The organism is Longimicrobiaceae bacterium (genome assembly GCA_035696245.1).
In the GTDB taxonomy this organism is placed as follows: Bacteria; Gemmatimonadota; Gemmatimonadetes; order Longimicrobiales; family Longimicrobiaceae; genus DASRQW01.
The window spans coordinates 1-18,762 of the sequence record DASRQW010000517.1 but is presented as its reverse complement, the minus strand read 5'-3'; the positions used below and the strand labels follow the sequence as shown (position 1 = coordinate 18,762).

Sequence of the window (18,762 nt, the reverse complement as noted above, 5' to 3'; positions counted from 1 at the left end):
GGGGGGCGACCCTCGGCTTCGTGGGCGGGCGCACGGGCCGCGGCGACCTGGTGCTGAGCGCCGAGCGCTCGGTGCTGGCCGTCTTCGCCCTGATCGCCACGGCGGCGGGCGCCATCATCAGCGCCTTCCTTCGCGACGAGTTCAAGTACGAGTACGTGACGGGGCACTCCAACCGCGAGCTGCCCTTCTTCTACAAGGTCACCGGGCTGTGGGCGGGGCAGACGGGCTCGCTCGTGTTCTGGGCGCTGCTGCTGGCGCTCTTCTCGTGCGTGGTCGTCTTCCAGAACCGCCGGGCCAACCGCGAGTTCATGCCGTACGTGGCGGGCACGCTGCTCACCGTGATCGGCTTCTTCCTGCTCGTGGTCGTCTTCCAGAGCAACCCGTTCAAGCTGCTCGACTTCACCCCGGCCGACGGCCGCGGGCTGAACCCGCAGCTCCAGAACTACTGGATGACCATCCACCCGCCCGCGCTGTACCTGGGCTTCACCTGCTTCACCGTCCCCTTCGCCTTCGCCGTCTCCGCCCTGCTCTCGGGCCGGCTGGACACGCGCTGGATCACCACGACGCGGCGCTGGACGCTGGTCGCGTGGTTCTTCCTCACCATCGGCATCATCTTCGGGATGATGTGGGCGTACGTGGAGCTGGGCTGGGGCGGCTACTGGTTCTGGGACCCGGTGGAGAACGCGTCGCTGCTGCCGTGGCTCACCGGCACCGCGTTCCTGCACTCGGTTATGATCCAGGAGAAGCGGGGGATGCTGAAGGTGTGGAACATCTTCCTCATCCTGGGCACCTTCCTGCTGAGCATCTTCGCCACCTTCCTCACGCGCAGCGGGCTGATCGAATCGGTCCACTCGTTCGCGCAGAACCTGCCCATCGCGTACACCTTCCTCGCCTTCCTCTCGGTGATGATCGTGGCCTGCGCGGGGCTGGTGTGGTGGCGGCGCGACCGGCTGCAGCCGGAGAGCCGGCTGGAGTCGTTCGTCTCGCGCGAGTCGGCGTTCCTGATGAACAACCTCCTCTTCGTCGCGGCGATGTTCGCGGTGCTGTGGGGGACCATGTTCCCGCTCATCTCCGAGGGCATCAGCGGCCACAAGATCACCGTGGGCCCGCCCTTCTTCAACCGGGTCAACATCCCCATCGGCCTGCTCCTGCTCGCGCTGCTGGGCATCGGCCCCGTCATCGCCTGGCGGAAGGCGACTCCGCGCAACCTCAAGCGCAACTTCGTGCTGCCCGGCTCCGTCTGCCTCGTCACCGTCGGCGTTCTGGTCGCGGCGGGGATGCGGCTGCCGTACGCGATCGCCACTTTCGCGCTGGCGACGTTCACGATGACGACGATCGTGGTGGAGTTCTGGAAGGGCACACGCGCCCGCGCCAGCATCGAGGGCGAGGGGCGCTTCGTCGCGCTCGTCCACCTCGTGGAGCGCAACCGGCGGCGGTACGGCGGCTACATCGTGCACGCCGGGCTGGTGGTCTGCTTCTGCGGGCTGGCGGGCAAGGCGTTCAACGCCGAGCGCGAGATCGCGCTGAGCCCCGGGCAGAGCGTGAGCATCCCCTCGCCGTTCGGGCACACGTACCGGCTCACGTACCAGGACATGTCGTGGTATCCCGCCACCAACATGACCAAGCTGGTGGCGTCGATGGACGTGCGGATCGACGGGCGGCGCGCCGGCACCCTCGCGGCGGAGAAGCGCTCGTACAAGCAGCGGGAAGAGGTGACGTCCGAGGTCGGAATCCGCCGCGCCTGGAACGAGGACCTGTACCTGATCCTCGCCGGCGTGGACGACGCCGACGGCTTCATGCAGGGCACCAACCCGCAGCCCGTCGCCACGTTCCGCGTGCTGGTGAACCCGCTGGTGCCGTGGATCTGGCTTGGCGGGCTCATCATGGCCATCGGCACCCTCATCGCCCTCTGGCCGTCGGCCGAAGCGCCCCGCCGCGCCCCCGTGCGCCGCGTGGTCGAAGCGCGCCCTGCCGGACGCGAGCGCGAGCTGGTGGAGGTCTGATGATGCGCATCTACCGGATACTCCCCGCGCTTCTTCTCCTCGTCGCATCCCCCATTCACGCGCAGGCGAAGCCGTCCACGGCCGATGCGCGGGATACCGACCACTCGCATGACGTGGCGTGGCAGGCGATGTCGCAGCTCCGCTCGCCGGTTACGCCGGGCCACACGCTGGACATGTGCCCCAGCGCGCAGGCCGAGGCGCTGCGCGACACGGTGCTGATGGAGGCGGGCACGGGGAAGACGGCGGACGAGATCGTGGAAGGCGTGATCGCCCGCCGCGGCGAGCAGATGCGCATCGTCCCCAAGAAGTCCGGCACCGGCTTGCTGGCCTGGATCGCGCCGCCCTTCGTGCTTCTCATCGGCGCCGGCGCGCTGATCGCCTTCATGCGAGCGATGCGGCGCCGCGGCAACACGATCGCCCCCGCGGCGGCGCCGCTGACGGCGGAGGACCGCGCCGAGCTGGAGGCGGAGCTGCGGCAGTTCGAGCGGGCGGAGGAGGTGGGCGCGTGACGCTGATGCTGCTCGCCGCCGCGCTGGCCGGGGCCGCCGCGCTGTACGTGATCGGCCCCATCCTGGCGCGCCGCACCGCGCTTGTGGCGGACGCCGCGCCGGGCGCCGTGCTGGACGCGGAGGCGCGGAAGCGGGTCACTCTCGCGTCGCTCAAGGAGCTGGAGTACGACTTCCTGGCGGGCAAGCTGGACGATGCGGACTACCGCAGCCAGCGCGACCTCCTCTCGCGCGAGGCCATGCAGGCCATCCGCGCGGCCGAGGCCGTGGAGGCGAAGTGGGACGGCGATGCGGCGCGCGGCACGAAGGTTCGGCCGTCGCGGATCGACGCCGTGCTCGCGGTCCAAGCGGGGCGGCATTCCTGCGGCTTCGTGAACCCCGTCGGGAGCCGCTTCTGCGCCGGCTGCGGGGTGCGCCTGAGGTGACGCAGCCCCACTCCGCCCCCGGGGCGGCCCCGGCGGTGGAGGCGCGGCAGGTGGAGAAGCGGTACGGGCCGCTGCACGCGGTGCGCGGCGTCGACTTCCGTCTGGCGCGGGGCGAGTTCCTCACCATCTTCGGGCCCAACGGGGCGGGGAAGACCACGCTGCTGCGCATGCTGTGCGGCGCGGTGCAGCCCACCCGCGGCGAGGTGCTGGTGGCCGGCGAGCCCATCGCAGGGGCGGACGACGGGTGGCGGCGCCGCATCGGCTTGCTGTCGCACCAGACCTTCCTGTACGGCGGCCTCTCCGCCGCCGAGAACCTGGACTTCTACGCGCGCCTGTACGCCCTGCCCGACCGCAAGGCGCTGGTCGCCCGCGCGCTGGAGGACGTGGGGCTCGCGGACCGCCGCGACGACCGCGTGCGCACCTTCTCGCGGGGGATGCAGCAGCGCCTGGCGCTCGCCCGCACGCTGCTGCACGACCCGGAAGTCGTTTTCCTCGACGAGCCGTACACGGGGCTGGATCCGCACGCGGCGGCCATGCTGCGCGGCACGCTGGAGCGCCTGCGCGGCGGCCACACCGTCGTGCTCGTGACGCACAACCTGTCGCAGGGGCTGGAGCTGGCGGACCGCGTGGTGGTGCAGGTCGGCGGACGATGGGTGTCCGACGAGCCGCGTGCCGCGGTGGACGCGTCGCGCTTCGAGCGCGTGTACACCGAGCGCGTGGCGGCGGCCGTCTGATGGGCTTCGTCGCCCAGGCCGTCGCCGTCGCACGCAAGGACCTGGTGCTGGAGATGCGCTCGCGCGAGCGCGTGGTCTCCATGGCCACCTTCGCCGTGCTCGTCGCCGTCGTCTTCTCGTTCGCGCTGGACCCCACGGTGCGCGCGCGCAGCATCGCCGGGGCGATGGTGTGGATCACCATCCTCTTCGCGGGCACGCTGGGCCTGGGCCGCTCGTTCGCGCTGGAGCGCGAGCAGGACGCGCTGGCCGGGCTGCTCCTCGCGCCGGTGGACCGGGGCGCGCTGTTCCTGGGGAAGTTCGCCGCCAACCTGCTGATCGTGCTGGCGGTGGAGCTGGTCATCCTCCCCGTCTACGCGCTCTTCTTCGGGCTGGACTTCCTGGGCTCGCTCGGCGCGCTTGCGGCGATTATGGCCCTTGCGACGTTCGGCTTCATCCTGCTGGGGACGCTGTTCGCCGCCGTCTCCACGCACACGCGGCTGGGCGACACGCTGCTGCCCATCCTGCTGCTCCCGCTGCTGCTGCCGGTGGTGATCTTCGCCGCCTCGGCCACGCAGCGGCTGCTCGTGGGCCGTCCCGCGGCCGAGGTGATGTCGAGCTTCAAGATGCTCGGCGCCTTCGACCTCATCTACCTGGTGGTGTGCACGGCCGTGTTCGGCTCCGTGCTCGAAGAGTGAGAGAGATGGAGCAAGACTCGATGCGGGGCACGCGGACGTGGGCAGTGGGGCTTGGCCTCCTGGCCGCCGCGTCTCTGCTGTTCGCATTGCGGATGATCTTCTTCTACGCGCCCACCGAGACGACGATGGGCGTGGTGCAGCGCATCTTCTACTTTCACGTCCCGTCCGCCTGGGTCGCGTTCCTGGCGTTCGGCATCGTCGCGCTCTGCTCGGTCGGTTACCTGTGGCTCAAGGACGAGCGCCTGGACGCCATCGCCGTGAGCGCGGCGGAGCTGGGGACGATCTTCACCACCATCGTGCTGCTCACAGGGCCGCTGTGGGGCCGCATCGCGTGGGGCGCGTGGTGGGTGTGGGAGCCGCGGCTCACGCTTACGCTGCTGCTGTGGTTCATCTACGTGGGCTACTTCATGCTGCGGGGCGCGACGGAGAGCCCGGAGCGTGGCAAGCGCTTCGGCGCGGTGCTGGGGATCGTGGGCGCGGTGGACATCCCGCTCATCCACCTGAGCGTCCAGTGGTTCCGCTCGCAGCACCCCAAGCCCGTGATCATGCGTCCCGAAGGTGCGCAGGCCGACCCCGCCATCGTGCAGACGCTGCTCGTGTCGCTGCTCGCCTTCACGCTGCTGTTCTTCTCGCTGCTCCTCTTCCGCTACGGGCTGGAAGTGGCGAGGGCACGACTGGAGATGCACCGCGCCGGCTTCGGCCGTCCCGCTTCCGCTTCCTGAGACTTCGCCGCCGATGCGTTCGCATAGATTTGCCGTCCTCGCTCTCGCGGGCGTCCTCGCGCTCGGCGCGCCCGCCGCCGCGCAGCAGATGCCCGCGGGCGAGGCCGCCACCGCTGCCGTGCCCGCCGCGCCGCCCGCATCGCAGGAGAACGGCCCATCGAACGCCGCCGCCGCGCAGGTGCCATCCACCGCGTCCAACGGCCTGCCTTCGGAGCCCGCGCCGCCGCGGACGCTGCGGGCCTACTGGCACGTGTGGATCGCGTTCACGCTGGCCTGGCTGCTCCTCTTCGGCTACGTCGTCTCCATCGCCCGCCGCTGGGCGCGCGTGGAGCGCGATCTGGACTCCGTGAGCCGCGGCGCTGGGCCTGTCTGACCGTCCGCGCAGCACCCACGTGATGGCAGTATCTTGAAAGCCCGCCGGCGCAAAGACGCTCGGCGGGCTTTCGTCACCTTCGCACCCTGCCTCCCATGCGCTCGCTGCCGCTGCTCGCGCTGGTCGTCCTCGCCCCTGCCGTGCATGCAGACGCGCAGGGGATCGCGGTTCCCGTCCGCTGCACGGGGGCATGTCCGGCCGCGCAGGCGCTGCCGCGTATCCTGCTCGGAGACTCGGTCCTGGTGTCGGCAGATGTGAAGAGCGATGGATCCACTACGTACGTCAACCATCGCTTCCACAACCCGACGGGCGGGGAGATCGACGGCGCGTTCTTCTTCCCGCTGCCCGACGACGCAACCGTAACCGGCGCCTCCGTCTTCGATGGAACCGAGCTGAAGCAGTACGGCGAGTGGAGTACGCCCGGCGAGTCGCGGCGGATGTTGGACTCCATCGTTCGTGCGAGCCGAGGATCGCCGCTGCGAGCGTATCGGGGGCGGAACGTGGTACACGTGCGCATCCCCTCCATCCCGGCACACGGAAGCGTGAGCCTCAAGCTCGGCTACACGCAGCCTCCGCATGGAGAGGCGGGGGCGCGCGGCTACGACTACCCGCTCCTCGCAGGTGCCAGCGAGGTGCCGTTCACCCATTTCGCGCTCACCGCACAGGTCACGACGGCGCACGGCTTCCGCAGCATCTCTTCGCCCAGCCATGCCGTGGAGGTGCGGGCGGGAACGGAGATGGGCCGCTGTCCGCCCGCCGCTCGCTGCGGCTACACCGGCGTCCCCTCACGCCGCGTGAAGGTGGTCACCCTCACGGCTGGCGCCGAAGCCGCCGCACGCGACTTCCGCCTCGAATACACACCGTTGGAACAGAGCGGACCGGCCGAGCCGCCGATCCCCGGCCGCTCCTGAATCCGTTCCGTCCCGCGGAGCGCAGAGCCCCTCGACGCCAGAGTCCGGCCGACGAATTTCTGGAGTGGGATCTTCCGGCGGAACGCGCAGGCGGTAGCGAAACATACGGCGCGGCTTAGTTTCACACCGTGCGGGACGGATGCGCTCCGGCCCGGCTATTGCTCAACCGTCTGGGCTTGTACACGGGCTTCTCCGGCGGCCCGGGCCGGCTTGCAGAAGTGCCTACTTTCCACCCCTCTGGAGGTGCCTGATGGCGGCGTTTACGCTTCCCCCCCTGCCTTACGATTTCGGCGCGCTGGAGCCGCACATCGACGCGCGTACGATGGAGATCCACCACGACAAGCACCACGCCACGTATGTCACCAACCTGAATGCGGCGCTCGAGAAGCACCCCGAGTTCCAGGCGGGCGACGATATCGACGCGCTGATGCGCAACTTCGCCAGCGTGCCGGAAGACATCAAGACGGCGGTGCGCAACAACGGTGGCGGCCACGCCAACCACTCGCTGTTCTGGAAGGTCCTCGGCCCCAACGGCAGCGGGCAGCCCACCGGCGCCATCGCCGACGCGATCAACACCACCTTCGGCGGCTTCGCGCAGTTCCAGGACCAGTTCGCCAACGCCGGCAAGGGCCGCTTCGGCAGCGGGTGGGCGTGGCTGGTGGCGGGCGACGGCGGCAAGCTGCAGATCACCGACACGGCGAACCAGGACTCGCCGCTCATGAACGGCCAGACGCCCGTCCTGGGGCTGGACGTGTGGGAGCACGCCTACTACCTGAACTACCAGAACCGGCGCCCCGACTACATCGCCGCCTTCTGGAACGTGGTGAACTGGGACGAGGTCTCGCGCCGCTACGAGGCCGCAAAGTAACCAGCCCGGCATCCGCCGTCGTGCCCGCCCCCATCCGCCCCGCGCGGTTGGGGGCGGGCCGTTTCGGGAGATGAACGGCCTCCCACGTCGTCGGCGGATGCCCATCTCCCGCGGCCCCGACCTGCGGACGATGGGCGAGGGTGGGCGGAAACGGCCGTGCGGTGTATACTTCCTGCCCGAACGATGGATGCGCCGGGCCCGGCGCGCGCTGAACGGACGACTCGCCGCTCCCGCCGCAACGGCGGTGGGGAGAAGGCTTTCGCATACCCGTGGACTGACAGACATGGCCCGCTTGTTCCGCCGGAAGGACGAGACGAAGAAGTCCCTGTGGGACCGCATCGTCGACGTCGCGCTGACCGACGTCTCGGTGCTGGTGAAGGGGATGGACGAGGGCTCGCTGGAGGGCCTGGAAGAGACGCTGATCGCCGCAGACTTCGGCGTGCCGGCCACGCTGCGCCTGGTGCAGGTCGTCGAAGACCTCGCCTCGCGCGGTGTAGCGAAGACCCAGCGCGACTACCTGCGCGCCGTGCGCGAGGAGATCGCCGCCATCCTCTCCGCCGGCCGCAAGGACACGGCGCTACGGATGAACTTCGAGGGCGGCCCCACCGTCATCCTCGTCATCGGCGTGAACGGGGTGGGGAAGACCACTACCATCGGCAAGCTCGCGCACCGCATGAAGAAGCAGGGGCGCAGCGTGCTCATCGCCGCGGGAGATACGTTCCGTGCGGGCGCCATCGAGCAGCTTCGGCGCTGGTCCGAGCGCGTGGGCTGCGACTTCGTGGGCAGCGAGCCCGGCCGCGACCCGGCCGCCGTCGCCTTCGACGCGCTGGACACGGCCGAGCGCCTGGGAAGCGACGTCGTCATCATCGACACGGCGGGGCGCCTGCACACGCAAACCGACCTGATGAAGGAGCTGGAGAAGGTCTATCGCGTGCTCGCGAAGCGCCTTCCCGGCGCCCCGCACGAGACGCTGATCGTCCTGGACAGCACCGTGGGCCAGAACGCGATGGCGCAGCTCCGCACCTTCGGCAGTGAGATGCCGCTCACCGGCATCGTGCTCACGAAGATGGACGGCACCGCGAAGGGCGGCATCGTCGTCGCGCTGAAGGAGGAGTTCAACGTTCCGGTGAAGTTTGTCGGCGTCGGCGAGACCATCGACGACCTCGTTCCGTTCGAGATCGACGCCTTCGCGGAGGAAGTGCTGACCGCCTAGCGCGACGAGTGCAGTTTCGGTATATTTTCGGTATGTAAGTGGACGGGGAGCTCACCGCCAGGAATCCGCGGCGGCTCTCCATCTTCTCAACCCGCTGCACCGCACGGCGCCCATGATCCAGAGCTGCACATGGCTTCCGTGATCCCCTATTCCGACCTGGACCGCCCCGCCCAGTTCCTCAAGGGCGTGGGCCCCAAGCGCGGCGAGCTGCTCCAGAAGCTGGGGCTGCTCACCGCGCGCGACGTGCTGTACCACGTCCCCCACCGCTACGAAGACGCGTCCACCATCCAGAAGATCGTCGCCGTGGAGCCGGGCATGGAGGCCTCGGTGATCGGCCGCGTCGTGTCCAAGGGCGTGCTGCCCACGCGCAAGGGGCTGCGCATCTTCCAGGCGGTCGTGCGCGATTCCAGCGGGCTGATCGAGTGCTCCTGGCCGGGGCAGCCGTACCTGGACCGCAGCATGAAGAAGGGCGACCTGCTGCTCCTGCGCGGCCCTGTGCGCTTCTACCACGGCCGCCAGCTCCAGCCGCGCGAGTTCACTCTGATGGCACGCGAGGGCGAGACGGCGTCGGAGGAGGAGGGGACGATCTTTCCCGTCTATCCCGCCACGGAAGGGCTCACGCATCGCCAGGTGCGCACCATCCTGGCCGAGAACCTGGACGACCTGCTCACCTCCGTCGTCGAGGAAGACCCGTTCGACAACGAGATGCGCGACCGGCTGGGCGGCATCTTCCCGCTCGGCCGCGCGCTCGACGCCATGCACCGCCCCTCGTCCCTCGCCGAGGCGGAGCGGGGCAGGCAGAGGCTCGCGTTCGAGGAGCTTTTCTTCCTCCAGCTGCTGCACGCCCTCTCCCGCCATCACGCCACCGCCGAGCGGCCGGGCATCGCCTTCGAACGGCGCGACCACTTCGTGCGGCCGTTCTACGCGAACCTTCCTTTCACGCTGACGGACGCGCAGAAGCGGGTGCTGAAGGAGATCGGCGAGGACATGGCGTCGGCGCGGCGCATGAACCGCCTCGTGCAGGGCGATGTCGGCTCGGGCAAGACGGTGGTCGCGCTCTTCGCCATGCTGCGCGCGGTGGAGAACGGGTACCAGGCCGCGCTGATGGCGCCCACCGAGATCCTGGCGGAGCAGCACGCGCGCACGCTGACCAAGCTTCTGGGCGAACTGCCGGTGGGCGTGACCCTGCTCACCGGCCGCCTCGGCACCCGCCAGTGGCGCGAGGCCGTGTACCGCATCGCGTCCGGCGGAGCGGGGATCGCGGTCGGGACGCACGCCCTCATCCAGGAAGGCGTGGAGTTCGACCGCCTGGGCCTCGTGGTCGTCGACGAGCAGCACCGCTTCGGGGTGAAGCAGCGGATGGCGCTAACGGAGATGGGGGAGAACGCGGACGTGCTGGTGATGTCGGCCACGCCCATCCCTCGTTCGCTGGCGCTCACGCTGTACGGCGACCTGGACGTCTCAGTCCTCGACGAGCGCCCGCCGGGACGCCAGCCGGTGCGCACCGCGCTCCGTGACGCGTCCGCGCTGCCCAAGGTGCTGGGCTTCATCCGCGAGCAGGTGGAGAAGGGACGCCAGGCGTACCTCGTCTACCCGCTGGTGGAAGAGTCCGAGAAGGTGGAGCTGAAGTCCGCCACGGAGGAGTTCGAGCGGCTGCGCGCCGACGTCTTCCCCGACCTGCGCCTGGGGATGGTACACGGGCAGATGCCGGGCGATGAGAAGGACCGCGTGATGCGCGCCTTCGCCGCGGGCGCGATCGACGTGCTCGTCTCCACCACGGTTATCGAGGTGGGAATCGACGTTGCCAACGCCACGGTGATGGTGATCGAGCACGCCGATCGCTTCGGCCTCTCGCAGCTTCACCAGCTTCGGGGGCGCGTGGGCCGCGGCGCGGAGGAGAGCTTCTGCATCCTGCTCACGTCCGGCCCCGAGGCGCGCGAACGCCTGCGCATCTTCGCCGGCACGGAGGACGGCTTCAAGATCGCGGAGGCCGACATGCACCTGCGCGGCGTGGGCGACCTGTTCGGCTCCCGCCAGTCCGGTCTCCCCAGCTTCCGTTTCGCGGACCTGGAGAAGGACGCGGGCCTGCTCGACACCGCCCGCGGCGAGGCGCGCCGCATCGTGGAGCAGGACCCCACGCTTGCACGCCACCCCCGCATTCGCGCCGCCCTGGAAGCCCGCTACGGCGAACGCGCCCGACTCTTTCACGTCGGCTGAGCTGGCGAGAGACGGGCGACTGAAGTCGCGGCAACAACCGCGCAAAGTCCCCCTGCGGGGACTAACCCCAACAGCACTCTGGCGGGCGCATCCCTCGTGAAGACTGCGCACCACGCTTGATCGCGCCAGTCCGCCAATCCCGCGACACCCCCGAGCAGTACGTCCCCTCTCCCACGCGGTTGTGGGAGAGGGTGGCGGCTCTCAGGCCGCCGGGTGAGGGCAAAAAACCGCCGCCCCGAATCTCCCGGAGCGGCGGTTCTGCTTCTTCCTGCCGGTGTACTCCCAACCTGCTCTTACGGCCTTCGCGGCACCAGCGTGGCCCGGATGCGGTTCAGCTCGGCATTGAGCCGCTGGATCTGCTCGTCGCGGTCGGCGATCATCGCCTGGAGCCGCTCCACCGTCGCGGCCGAGGCGCCGTTCGGGGCGGTGCCGCCCGTCTGCCCCGGAACACGCCGCTCCACCACCCGCGTCTCGCACCGCAATGGCCCCACGCGCTCCTCGCACGGGCGCTGCACCTCGCGCGCGAGCCGCAGCATGGACGTGGCCTCCGGCCGGTGGCCGATGAGCCCCTGGTTCAGCGAGTCCTGCGCGAGGTACGCCGCCAGGTCCGTCTCGCTCGCGTGCGGGTCGAACGCGGTAGTGTTGCGCGGGTCCAGGTGCAGCGCGGCCAGGTAGAAGCGCGCCTCACGCCCCTCGGGCGTTGTGGGGTATTGGGTCGCGAGCGTCTGGAAGGCGACCGTCGCCACGCGGAAGCTGTCCGCGTAGAAGGCGTTGTGCGCGTCGCGCCAGAGCTGCGCGCGCTGGCCGGCGCCGGGACCGCGGTGCAGGCTGGCGCACGCGGGGAGCAGGACGAGGGAGAGGAGCAGCGTGCGGACGTGCTTCGACGGCATCGGCATCGGGCGGGTGCGGACCGGGCTCAGGACTGCGCCGTGCCCGCGGGCGGGCGGGCGGGCAGGAACACGCGGAAACGCGTGCCCTTTCCTACCTCGCTGTCCGCACTGATCGTGCCGCCATGTGCCTCCACGATCTCGTGCGCGATCGCCAGCCCCAGCCCCGATCCCACCGAGCGCGGCTGCGCGTCGTTCTCCACCTGGAAGAACTTCTCGAAGATCTTGGGCAGCTTGTCTGCGGGGATGCCCACGCCGGTGTCCTCCACCTCCACCGCCATCCCGCCGCGCTCCGCCGCCGCACGCAGGAAGATCTTTCCGCCCTTGGGCGTGAACTTGAACGCGTTGCTGAGCAGGTTGCCAAGCACCTCGTTCACGCGCTCCGGATCGGCGACGATGGATTGCGGCACGTCGGGCGCGACCTCGACCACGAAGTCGATCTGGTTCTGGTACGCCAGCACCTCGAAGCCGTCGGTCAGCTCCGACAGGAAGCCGCGCGGCTCGATCTCGCGGAGCTCCAGGCGCCCGCCGCCGGCCTCGAAGCGCGTCACGTCCAGCAGCCGGTGCACCAGCCTCGCCAGCCGCTCCGCCTGGTCCGACACCGCCGTCAGCGTCTTCCGCTGCGGGTCCGTGACCTCGCCGTAGATGCCGTCCAGGAGCAGCGCCACGTAGCCCTTGATCACGCTCAGCGGCGTCTTGATCTCGTGCGAGGCCACGGAGACGAACTCGGCCTTCAGCCGGTCCAGCTCGGTGAGCTGCGTGGTCATGCTGTCGAACGAGCGCGCAAGGTCGCCCAGCTCGTCGGTGCGGTTCAGGGGGATGCGCACGTCGGGGTCGAAGTCGCCCTGCGCGACCGTCGTCATCCCCCGCCGCAGCTCGCCGATGGGCCGCAGCAGGCTCCGTGCGAGCCAGCCGCCGATGAGCACCGTGAGCAGCAGCGCCGTGGCGAACGCTACCAGCGTGCGCGTGGCCGCGCCGTCGGCCGCCTGCTGCGCGCGCCGCACCTGCTGCTCCCCGCTCGTGTTGATGGCGCGGCCGATGGGGTCCAGCGAGTGGTCCATCTCCTCGAACGCGGGGTCCACCCCGCTGCGGAGGAAGGCGCTCGCCTCGTTGGACCTGCCCGAATCCGCCTGCGCCTGGTTCCGGCGGACCGCCTGCTTGGTGGCGTTCCACGTCGCGCGCGCCTGGGCGGTCGGCTCCCGGTAGCCGGAGCGGGAGAGGACGTCCAGCTGCCGCTCCACGCGCTCCATGCCCGCGTCCAGCTCCGCGCCCATCCGCACGGCATCGGGCGTCTGGGAGCCCACCGCCACGTAGATGCGGTTGGAGTTCTCGACCTCCTTGAGCGCGGTCTGCAGCCGGCCGAGCGCGAGCGAGCTCTCCGCGTCACGCGTGCGCAGGTCGTGCGCGATCCCGCGCAGCTCGCGCAGCGCCGACAGCCCGTATGCGGTGGGCAGCGCCAGGATGACCGTGATGGCCAGCAGCGTAAGGAGGATTCGGAGCCTCAGGCTCATCGCGATCGTCCGCCGTGTGGCGCGCCGGGTCGCGGCGCGGTTCCTCTACCGGATGCTGCGGATGGGACGACGGTCATTCAACCGAGCCGGAAACGGTTCTGTTGCGTTGCGAGGCGTCCGCCTGCGTCGCAGGGACGGGCGGGCGTACCACGGAGTCACGCCCGGAGGCGCGAGAGCGGAATAATACCCTCGCACCCGCTCCGGCGCACGCTCCGCCTGGAGCGAGGTTTGACGACGTGCGGAGACTCACCCTACCGCTTTCACTCAATCCAGCCTGCGCGGTCGATTCTGATCCCTACTCAGTCGCTGCCGGTTCGTCGAAAAGACGGTTCGCCGCGGCCGCCGCCTACGATCTCTCCGCCCCGTCCGCCCTAGCCTTCCCCGCCCGCTCCGCCGCCTTCACCTCGTCCCAGAGCGTATCCAGCTCCGCCAGGGGCGCGTCACCGAGCACGACTCCCCGCTCCGGCGCCATCCGCTCCAGCGCGTTGAACCGGCGCGTGAACTTGGCGTTCGCGCGTGAGAGCGCCGCCGTCGGGTCCGTCCCGGCGAGGCGGACGAGGTTCACCATCGCGAAGAGCATGTCCCCCAGCTCCTCCTCCAGCTCCTCGCGGTTCCCGCCCTCCAGCTCGGCCCCGACCTCCCCCACCTCCTCGCGCACCTTCTCCCACGCGCCGCGGGCGTCGTCCCAGTCGAAGCCGACCTCGGCCACGCGCTGCTGGATGCGGAAGGCGCGCAGCAGCGGATCCATCCCGCTCGCCAGGCCGGCCAGGAGCGGCGCCGCCGGGGCGTCTGCCGGACGCTCGCGGGCCTTGAGCACGTCCCACGGCTCGGGCTCGCCCATACCGTAGAGGTGGGGGTGGCGGCGGCGCATCTTTTGCTCGAGGCCCGCGGTCACGTCCTCCCGCCCGAAGGCGCCGCGCTCCTCGGCGAGGACGACCTGGAAGGCGAGGTTGAGGAGCAGGTCCCCCAGCTCGCCTTGCAGCTCCGCCTCGTCGCCCGCGGCGATGGCGTCCACCACCTCGTGCGCTTCCTCCAGGAGGTACTGCTGGAGGGTGACGGGGGTCTGCGCGGCGTCCCACGGGCAGTGGGCGCGGAGGAACTCGACCAGCGACAGGGCGCGGTCCAGGGTGCCGCCGGAAGGCTGCGGCGCGGGGGGCGTTTCGGGTTGCGTGGTATGCACGGTGGGCCTATACTACCGGGTTTGTGTCAAATTCGTCAACGGAATCCAGATCGCGTGCCTGGGTCGATGTAGACCTCGGCGCGCTCCGGCGCAACCTCCTGCGGGTGCGCGACGCCGCGCCGGGCGCCGCCCTGGTGCCCATGGTCAAGGCCGATGCGTACGGCCTGGGCGCCGCCGCAGTGGTGCCCGCCTGCGTGGAGGCGCTCGCCCCGCACGAGCTGTGGGGCTTCGGCGTGGCCGCGGTGGCCGAGGGCGAGGCGCTTCGGGCCGGGGGATGGCAGGGCCGCGTGCTGGTGTGCGCCCCCCCGCCGCCCGGCGAGTACGCGCGCGCCGCGCGCGTGGGGCTCACCCCGGCGCTGTCGGACGTGGAGGCCGTCGCACGCTGGGCCGCCGAGGCCCGGTCCGTGGGACGGCCGCTGGCTTTCCACCTGGAGGTGGACACGGGCATGGGCCGCGCGGGCCTGCCGTGGGACGAAGCGGCGCAGTGGGGCGGCCCCGTGGCCGCGGCGGCGGCGGACCTTTTGGCCTGGGAAGGGTGTTTTACGCACTTCCACTCCGCGGACGAGCCCGACCTGGCGCCCACGGACGGGCAGGAGGCGCGCTTCCGGGCCGCGGTTGCCGCGCTGCCCCCGGCGCCCTCCGGCACCGGCCGGCTGCTGCACAGCGCGAACAGCGCGGCGTCCATCCGGCGCGGGGGATACGGGCTGGACCTGGTGCGGCCCGGCATCTTCCTGTACGGCGGCCGGGCAGGCCCCGGAGAGGCGCCCGAGGCAGTGGCCGCAGTGCGCGCCCGGCTGGCCCGCGTCCGCCGGGTGCCATCCGGCTCGACGGTCGGCTACGGCGCCACGCACACGGCGCTCGGCCCCGAGGTGTGGGGCACCGCGGCCATCGGCTACGGCGACGGGCTGCGGCGCGCGCTGGCCACGGCGGGTGGCGAGGCGATCGTCCGCGGACGGCGCGTCCCCATCGTGGGGCGCATCTCGATGGACGTGACGGTGCTGGACCTGACCGCCGTGCCCGGCGCGGAGCCGGGCGACGTGGCGACCTTCGTGGGCGCCGACGGCGGCCAGGAGATCACCGCAGACGAGGTCGCCGCCCGGTGCGGCACCATCTCGTACGAGGTCCTCACCGGCCTCGGAACCCGCCTGCCCCGCGTCTACACGGGCGCGGCGGACCCCGCTCCCTAAAGAGCTTTCCGGGCGCGCCCACAGGCGGGCGCCCCGCAGACACTTCTCGCTCGGATCCGTGATGCAACGTCGTTCCGGTCTTCGCAGGGCGCTCTTCGCGCTGCTTCCGGTGCTCGCCGCCGCGGCGTGCACCGACAAGTCGCCCACCATCGGGGGCGTCGACCACTTCCCCGGCGGCGAGCGGCCCACCACCCTCGAGACGGTGCTCCCCGGCGCCGGCATCGTCCGTGAGCTGGGTAGCTTCGCCGGCTACCCGCGCCCGCTGGAGTTCCCCGCCTCGCTCGTGGTGGCGAACAAGTACCAGGGCGTGGTCGATGCCAACGCGCTGCTCCACTTCGCCGGCTTCCCCACCAACGTCCAGTTCACGCAGGGCAGCGTGAAGAGCGACACGCTCTTCACGTACGGCAAGGGCACGCTGGTGGCAGCCGTCGACTCGGCCGCGTCGGTGTTCAACGCCGGGCCGGTCGACTTCACGCTGTACGAGCTGGGGCAGAGGTTCAATCGCGCGACGGTCACGTACACGGTGGCGTCGGACACCAGCGGCGTGCGCACGCTCTTCACGCAGCCGGGCGGTACCCGCGGACGCGTGATCGCGCGGGCCACCTGGAACCCGGCGGCCGCGGGCGACTCGCTCGTCTTCGCCATCGACTCGGCGACCGTGGCGCGCATGGCGGCGGACAGCCTCTTCCCCGGGCTGCTGATCGCCACGGACCAGCCGGGCACGCGCGTGCAGCTGCAGCGCTTCGTGCTGCGCACCGGCGTGCACCCGGCGTCGGCCTCGCCAGACACGCTGGTGGCGCAGAACGTCACCACGGGCGACCAGACCTACGTCTTCAACCCGCAGGCACCGCCGCGCAGCTCGTCGGTGTTCGAGGTGGGCGGCATCGCCTCGGCCCGAACGCTCTTCCACCTGGACCTGTCGCAGCAGGTCTCGACCTGCCCGGCGGGCGGCGGCACCGGCTGCGGCACGCTGCCGCTCAACCAGGTGACGCTGAACGAGGTGGCGCTGCTCCTGCGCCCCGTGGCCCCGCCCCCCGGCTTCGCGGTGCTCGACAGCGTGGCGCTGGTGCTGCGCGGCGTGGAGCAGCCCGAGCTGGGCTTCCGCGCGCCGCTGGGCGCCGAGCTGACGCCCACCCGCGTGGTCTACCACCGCGGCGACACGCTGGTCGCGCTGCCGCTCACCACCCTCGCCCGCCTGGGTGTGGCGACAGACTCGCTGAGCGGGGACTACGCCCTGCTGGGCCAGACCGACGCGGGCGCCTTCGGCGTGCTCTGGTTCGAGCCCACGCCCCGCCTGCGCATCATCTACACCCTGCCCGCGCGTCCCCAGCTGCCATGATGAACCTACGCACTCTCCGGGGCCCCGCCCTCGCACTGGCGGCCGCGGCCGCGGTCCTCGCCCCGTCGGGCGCCCGCGCGCAGTCGCTCCTGGCCAGCCGCGGCCTGGGATACTCGCTGGAGCCCATGGACGCGCGCGCCCGGGCGCTGGGCGGCATCGGCCTGGGCCTGCCCGGCGCCAACTTCTCGCTGGTGAACCCGGCCGGCACCGTCGGCCTCGCGGCTCCGGCGCTGGTGATCGCTTTCCAGCCGGACTTCTACCGTACGGAGACGAGCGCCGGCCGCAACACCGGCACCACGGCGCGCTTTCCGCTCATCCACGCGGTCTTCCCCATCGGCCGACGCTTCGCGGGCTCGGTGGGCTACGGCTCGTTCCTGGACCAGCACTGGCAGACGGAGACGAGCGACACCGTGCTCATCGGCGGCACGCCGCGGGGCGTGAAGGACCGCTTCCTCTCCGCCGGCGCCGTGGCGCGGCTTCGCGTGGGCGGCGGCTACCTGCTGAGCAGCCGCCTCGCGGTAGGTGCCGCGGTGGACGTGCTCACCGGCTCGGCCCGCGACAGCGTGACGCGCACCTTCACCGACAGCGCCAGCACGCTCGCGGCCACGGTGTACGGCACCGACTGGTCGTACGGCGGCGTGGGCTTCGCGGGCGGCGTGCGCTGGAACCCAGTGGAGCCGGTCAACCTCTCGGTCGCGGTCGCGGGCGGAGGCCACATCAGGGCCGACGCAGGGTCCGACACTCTGGCGGCGAACCGTACCTACCCGCGCCCCATCGCGGTCGACCTCGGCGCCAGCGGGCGCGTGGCGCCCAACACTACCCTGGCCGTGGCCGGGCGGTGGATGCAGTGGTCCAAGGCGAGTGACGCGCTGGTGGCGTCCGGCGGTGCGCGCGACCTGCGCAGCGCCTCGGCGGGCGTGGAGTTCGGCGGCTTCTCGCTGGGCGGGCGCAACCTGCCGCTGCGGGTTGGCGGACGCTGGACGGAGCTTCCCTTCGCCTGGGGCACGGCGACCACCGCCGGCGAGTTCCCCACCGAGAAGGCGCTGAGCGCCGGGCTGGGCGCGCGCCTGGCGGGGGGCGCCGCGCTGGTGGACTTCACGGGCGAGCGCGGCAAGCGCGCCGCGGGCGCAGCGTTCGACGAGTCGTACTGGCGGCTCTCCCTCTCCCTGACCCTGCTGGGGCGGTGAGCGCGGCGGCAGCCGATTCCCCCCTCCTGCTGGTCGTAGACGACGACCCCATCAACGTCGAGCTGCTCTGCGACCTGCTGGAGGCGCTGGACTACCGCGTCGCCGGCGCCCTGGGCGGCGAGGCGGCGCTGCTCGCCGCCCGCGAGCGCAAGCCCGACCTCGTCCTGCTGGACGTGATGATGCCGGGGATGAACGGCTACGAGGTGTGCCGCCGGCTCAAGGCGGACCCCGCCACGTCCGGCATCCCCGTCGTCTTCGTCACCGCGCTGTCGGACAGCGAGGACAAGGTGGAGGCGATCGAGGCGGGGGGCGACGACTTCCTCACCAAGCCCTTCAACCGCTCCATCCTGGTCGCCCGCGTCCGCTCCCTGCTGCGGCTCAAGGCGGCCAACGACCAGCTCGACCGCCAGTACCGCAAGCTGCGCGAGCTGGAGGAGCTGCGCGACGACCTGACGCGCATGGTCGTGCACGACCTCAAGTCCCCCCTCTCGGCCATGCTGGGCACGCTGGAGATGGCGGTCGACGGCGACCTGGGCGTCCTCACCGAGCCGCAGCAGCGCCTTTTCGCCGACGCGCACCAGCGCGGCGCCGACGTGCTCCTCCTCATCGACAACCTGCTCGACCTCTCACGCCTGGAAGAGTCGCGGCTGCACCTGGAGCCGCGAGACGTGCCCGTGCGCGCGCTGCTGGACGAGACGGCGGCGCAGTGGGCCGTGCGCGCCGAGCAGGCCGGGTCCAGCGTGTCGGTAGATGCGGAGCCGGACTTGGCCGTGCACGCGGACGGAGCCCTGCTTCGGCGCGTCCTCGCCAACCTCGTGGGCAACG

18 protein-coding genes are annotated in these 18,762 nt (G+C 71.2%); 15 read left to right on the top strand and 3 right to left on the bottom strand.

Translation table 11 applies throughout. The features are described 5' to 3' along the window. The 11 genes from VFE05_23060 to recG all read left to right on the top strand — a co-directional run. On the top strand, nt 1-2,003 hold a 2,003-nt coding region (locus tag VFE05_23060), incomplete at its 5' end, for a heme lyase CcmF/NrfE family subunit (protein HET6232976.1). Then, nucleotides 2,003-2,512, top strand: a complete 510-nt coding sequence (locus tag VFE05_23055) for a cytochrome c-type biogenesis protein CcmH (protein HET6232975.1) — start codon at nt 2,003-2,005, stop codon at nt 2,510-2,512. The genes VFE05_23060 and VFE05_23055, both read left to right, overlap by 1 nt. Continuing rightward, nucleotides 2,509-2,934 carry a zinc ribbon domain-containing protein gene (locus VFE05_23050; GenBank protein ID HET6232974.1) on the top strand — a complete coding sequence of 142 codons (426 nt, stop codon included), beginning with the start codon at nt 2,509-2,511 and terminating at the stop codon, nt 2,932-2,934. The genes VFE05_23055 and VFE05_23050 overlap by 4 nt, the downstream gene beginning before the upstream one ends. Then, nucleotides 2,931-3,668 (top strand): heme ABC exporter ATP-binding protein CcmA, encoded by a 738-nt coding sequence (gene ccmA / locus VFE05_23045; GenBank protein HET6232973.1) that lies wholly within the window; start codon nt 2,931-2,933, stop codon nt 3,666-3,668. The genes VFE05_23050 and ccmA overlap by 4 nt, the downstream gene beginning before the upstream one ends. Further along, the gene (locus VFE05_23040; protein ID HET6232972.1) at nt 3,668-4,342 is read left to right on the top strand and encodes a heme exporter protein CcmB; all 675 of its coding nucleotides are present in this window, start codon (nt 3,668-3,670) and stop codon (nt 4,340-4,342) included. The genes ccmA and VFE05_23040 overlap by 1 nt, the downstream gene beginning before the upstream one ends. 5 nt (nt 4,343-4,347) lie before the next feature. Beyond that, nucleotides 4,348-5,064 (top strand): cytochrome c biogenesis protein CcsA, encoded by a 717-nt coding sequence (gene ccsA, locus VFE05_23035; GenBank protein ID HET6232971.1) that lies wholly within the window; start codon nt 4,348-4,350, stop codon nt 5,062-5,064. Between the two features lie 13 nt (nt 5,065-5,077). Continuing rightward, nucleotides 5,078-5,437 carry a hypothetical protein gene (locus tag VFE05_23030; GenBank protein HET6232970.1) on the top strand — a complete coding sequence of 120 codons (360 nt, stop codon included), beginning with the start codon at nt 5,078-5,080 and terminating at the stop codon, nt 5,435-5,437. 95 nt (nt 5,438-5,532) lie between these two features. Beyond that, nucleotides 5,533-6,348: a VIT domain-containing protein gene (locus VFE05_23025; GenBank protein HET6232969.1), complete on the top strand. Its 816-nt coding sequence runs from the start codon at nt 5,533-5,535 to the stop codon at nt 6,346-6,348. A 250-nt stretch (nt 6,349-6,598) separates the two neighbouring features. Beyond that, nucleotides 6,599-7,216: a superoxide dismutase gene (locus tag VFE05_23020; protein HET6232968.1), complete on the top strand. Its 618-nt coding sequence runs from the start codon at nt 6,599-6,601 to the stop codon at nt 7,214-7,216. Nucleotides 7,217-7,499: 283 nt separating this feature from the next. Continuing rightward, entirely contained in the window at nt 7,500-8,429 is a 930-nt protein-coding gene (gene ftsY / locus VFE05_23015) for a signal recognition particle-docking protein FtsY (GenBank protein HET6232967.1), read from the top strand. A gap of 129 nt (nt 8,430-8,558) precedes the next feature. After that, nucleotides 8,559-10,646 carry an ATP-dependent DNA helicase RecG gene (recG, locus tag VFE05_23010; protein HET6232966.1) on the top strand — a complete coding sequence of 696 codons (2,088 nt, stop codon included), beginning with the start codon at nt 8,559-8,561 and terminating at the stop codon, nt 10,644-10,646. A gap of 293 nt (nt 10,647-10,939) precedes the next feature. Here the strand turns inward: recG and VFE05_23005 are convergent, their stop codons facing one another. The 3 genes from VFE05_23005 to mazG form a co-directional block, all read right to left on the bottom strand. After that, nucleotides 10,940-11,536, bottom strand: a complete 597-nt coding sequence (locus tag VFE05_23005; protein ID HET6232965.1) for a hypothetical protein — start codon at nt 11,534-11,536, stop codon at nt 10,940-10,942. Nucleotides 11,537-11,562: 26 nt separating this feature from the next. After that, on the bottom strand, nt 11,563-13,044 hold the full coding sequence (locus VFE05_23000) for an ATP-binding protein (protein ID HET6232964.1): 1,482 nt from the start codon (nt 13,042-13,044) through the stop codon (nt 11,563-11,565). Between the two features lie 346 nt (nt 13,045-13,390). Continuing rightward, nucleotides 13,391-14,224, bottom strand: coding sequence for a nucleoside triphosphate pyrophosphohydrolase (gene mazG / locus VFE05_22995; protein ID HET6232963.1), 834 nt, complete (start codon nt 14,222-14,224; stop codon nt 13,391-13,393). 23 nt (nt 14,225-14,247) lie between these two features. Between mazG and alr the strand changes: the two genes are divergently transcribed. The 4 genes from alr to VFE05_22975 form a co-directional block, all read left to right on the top strand. Beyond that, entirely contained in the window at nt 14,248-15,411 is a 1,164-nt protein-coding gene (gene alr / locus VFE05_22990) for an alanine racemase (GenBank protein HET6232962.1), read from the top strand. Between the two features lie 61 nt (nt 15,412-15,472). After that, on the top strand, nt 15,473-16,750 hold the full coding sequence (locus tag VFE05_22985; protein ID HET6232961.1) for a hypothetical protein: 1,278 nt from the start codon (nt 15,473-15,475) through the stop codon (nt 16,748-16,750). Beyond that, nucleotides 16,747-17,937: a hypothetical protein gene (locus VFE05_22980; GenBank protein HET6232960.1), complete on the top strand. Its 1,191-nt coding sequence runs from the start codon at nt 16,747-16,749 to the stop codon at nt 17,935-17,937. The genes VFE05_22985 and VFE05_22980 overlap by 4 nt, the downstream gene beginning before the upstream one ends. Then, a partial coding sequence (locus tag VFE05_22975) for a response regulator (protein HET6232959.1) occupies nt 17,934-18,762 on the top strand: 829 nt, incomplete at its 3' end. The genes VFE05_22980 and VFE05_22975, both read left to right, overlap by 4 nt.

Excerpts from the sequence above, each read along its gene's own strand:
- recG (HET6232966.1), top strand. The coding sequence starts at position 8,559 with ATGGCTTCCGTGATCCCCTATTCCGACCTGGACCGCCCCGCCCAGTTC.
- VFE05_23020 (HET6232968.1), top strand. The coding sequence starts at position 6,599 with ATGGCGGCGTTTACGCTTCCCCCCCTGCCTTACGATTTCGGCGCGCTG.
- VFE05_23030 (HET6232970.1), top strand. The coding sequence starts at position 5,078 with ATGCGTTCGCATAGATTTGCCGTCCTCGCTCTCGCGGGCGTCCTCGCG.
- VFE05_22985 (HET6232961.1), top strand. The coding sequence starts at position 15,473 with ATGCAACGTCGTTCCGGTCTTCGCAGGGCGCTCTTCGCGCTGCTTCCG.
- VFE05_23055 (HET6232975.1), top strand. The coding sequence starts at position 2,003 with ATGATGCGCATCTACCGGATACTCCCCGCGCTTCTTCTCCTCGTCGCA.
- VFE05_23005 (HET6232965.1), bottom strand. The coding sequence starts at position 11,536 with ATGCCGTCGAAGCACGTCCGCACGCTGCTCCTCTCCCTCGTCCTGCTC.
- ccsA (HET6232971.1), top strand. The coding sequence starts at position 4,348 with ATGGAGCAAGACTCGATGCGGGGCACGCGGACGTGGGCAGTGGGGCTT.
- ftsY (HET6232967.1), top strand. The coding sequence starts at position 7,500 with ATGGCCCGCTTGTTCCGCCGGAAGGACGAGACGAAGAAGTCCCTGTGG.
- VFE05_23000 (HET6232964.1), bottom strand. The coding sequence starts at position 13,044 with ATGAGCCTGAGGCTCCGAATCCTCCTTACGCTGCTGGCCATCACGGTC.
- VFE05_23025 (HET6232969.1), top strand. The coding sequence starts at position 5,533 with ATGCGCTCGCTGCCGCTGCTCGCGCTGGTCGTCCTCGCCCCTGCCGTG.
- VFE05_23040 (HET6232972.1), top strand. The coding sequence starts at position 3,668 with ATGGGCTTCGTCGCCCAGGCCGTCGCCGTCGCACGCAAGGACCTGGTG.
- VFE05_22980 (HET6232960.1), top strand. The coding sequence starts at position 16,747 with ATGATGAACCTACGCACTCTCCGGGGCCCCGCCCTCGCACTGGCGGCC.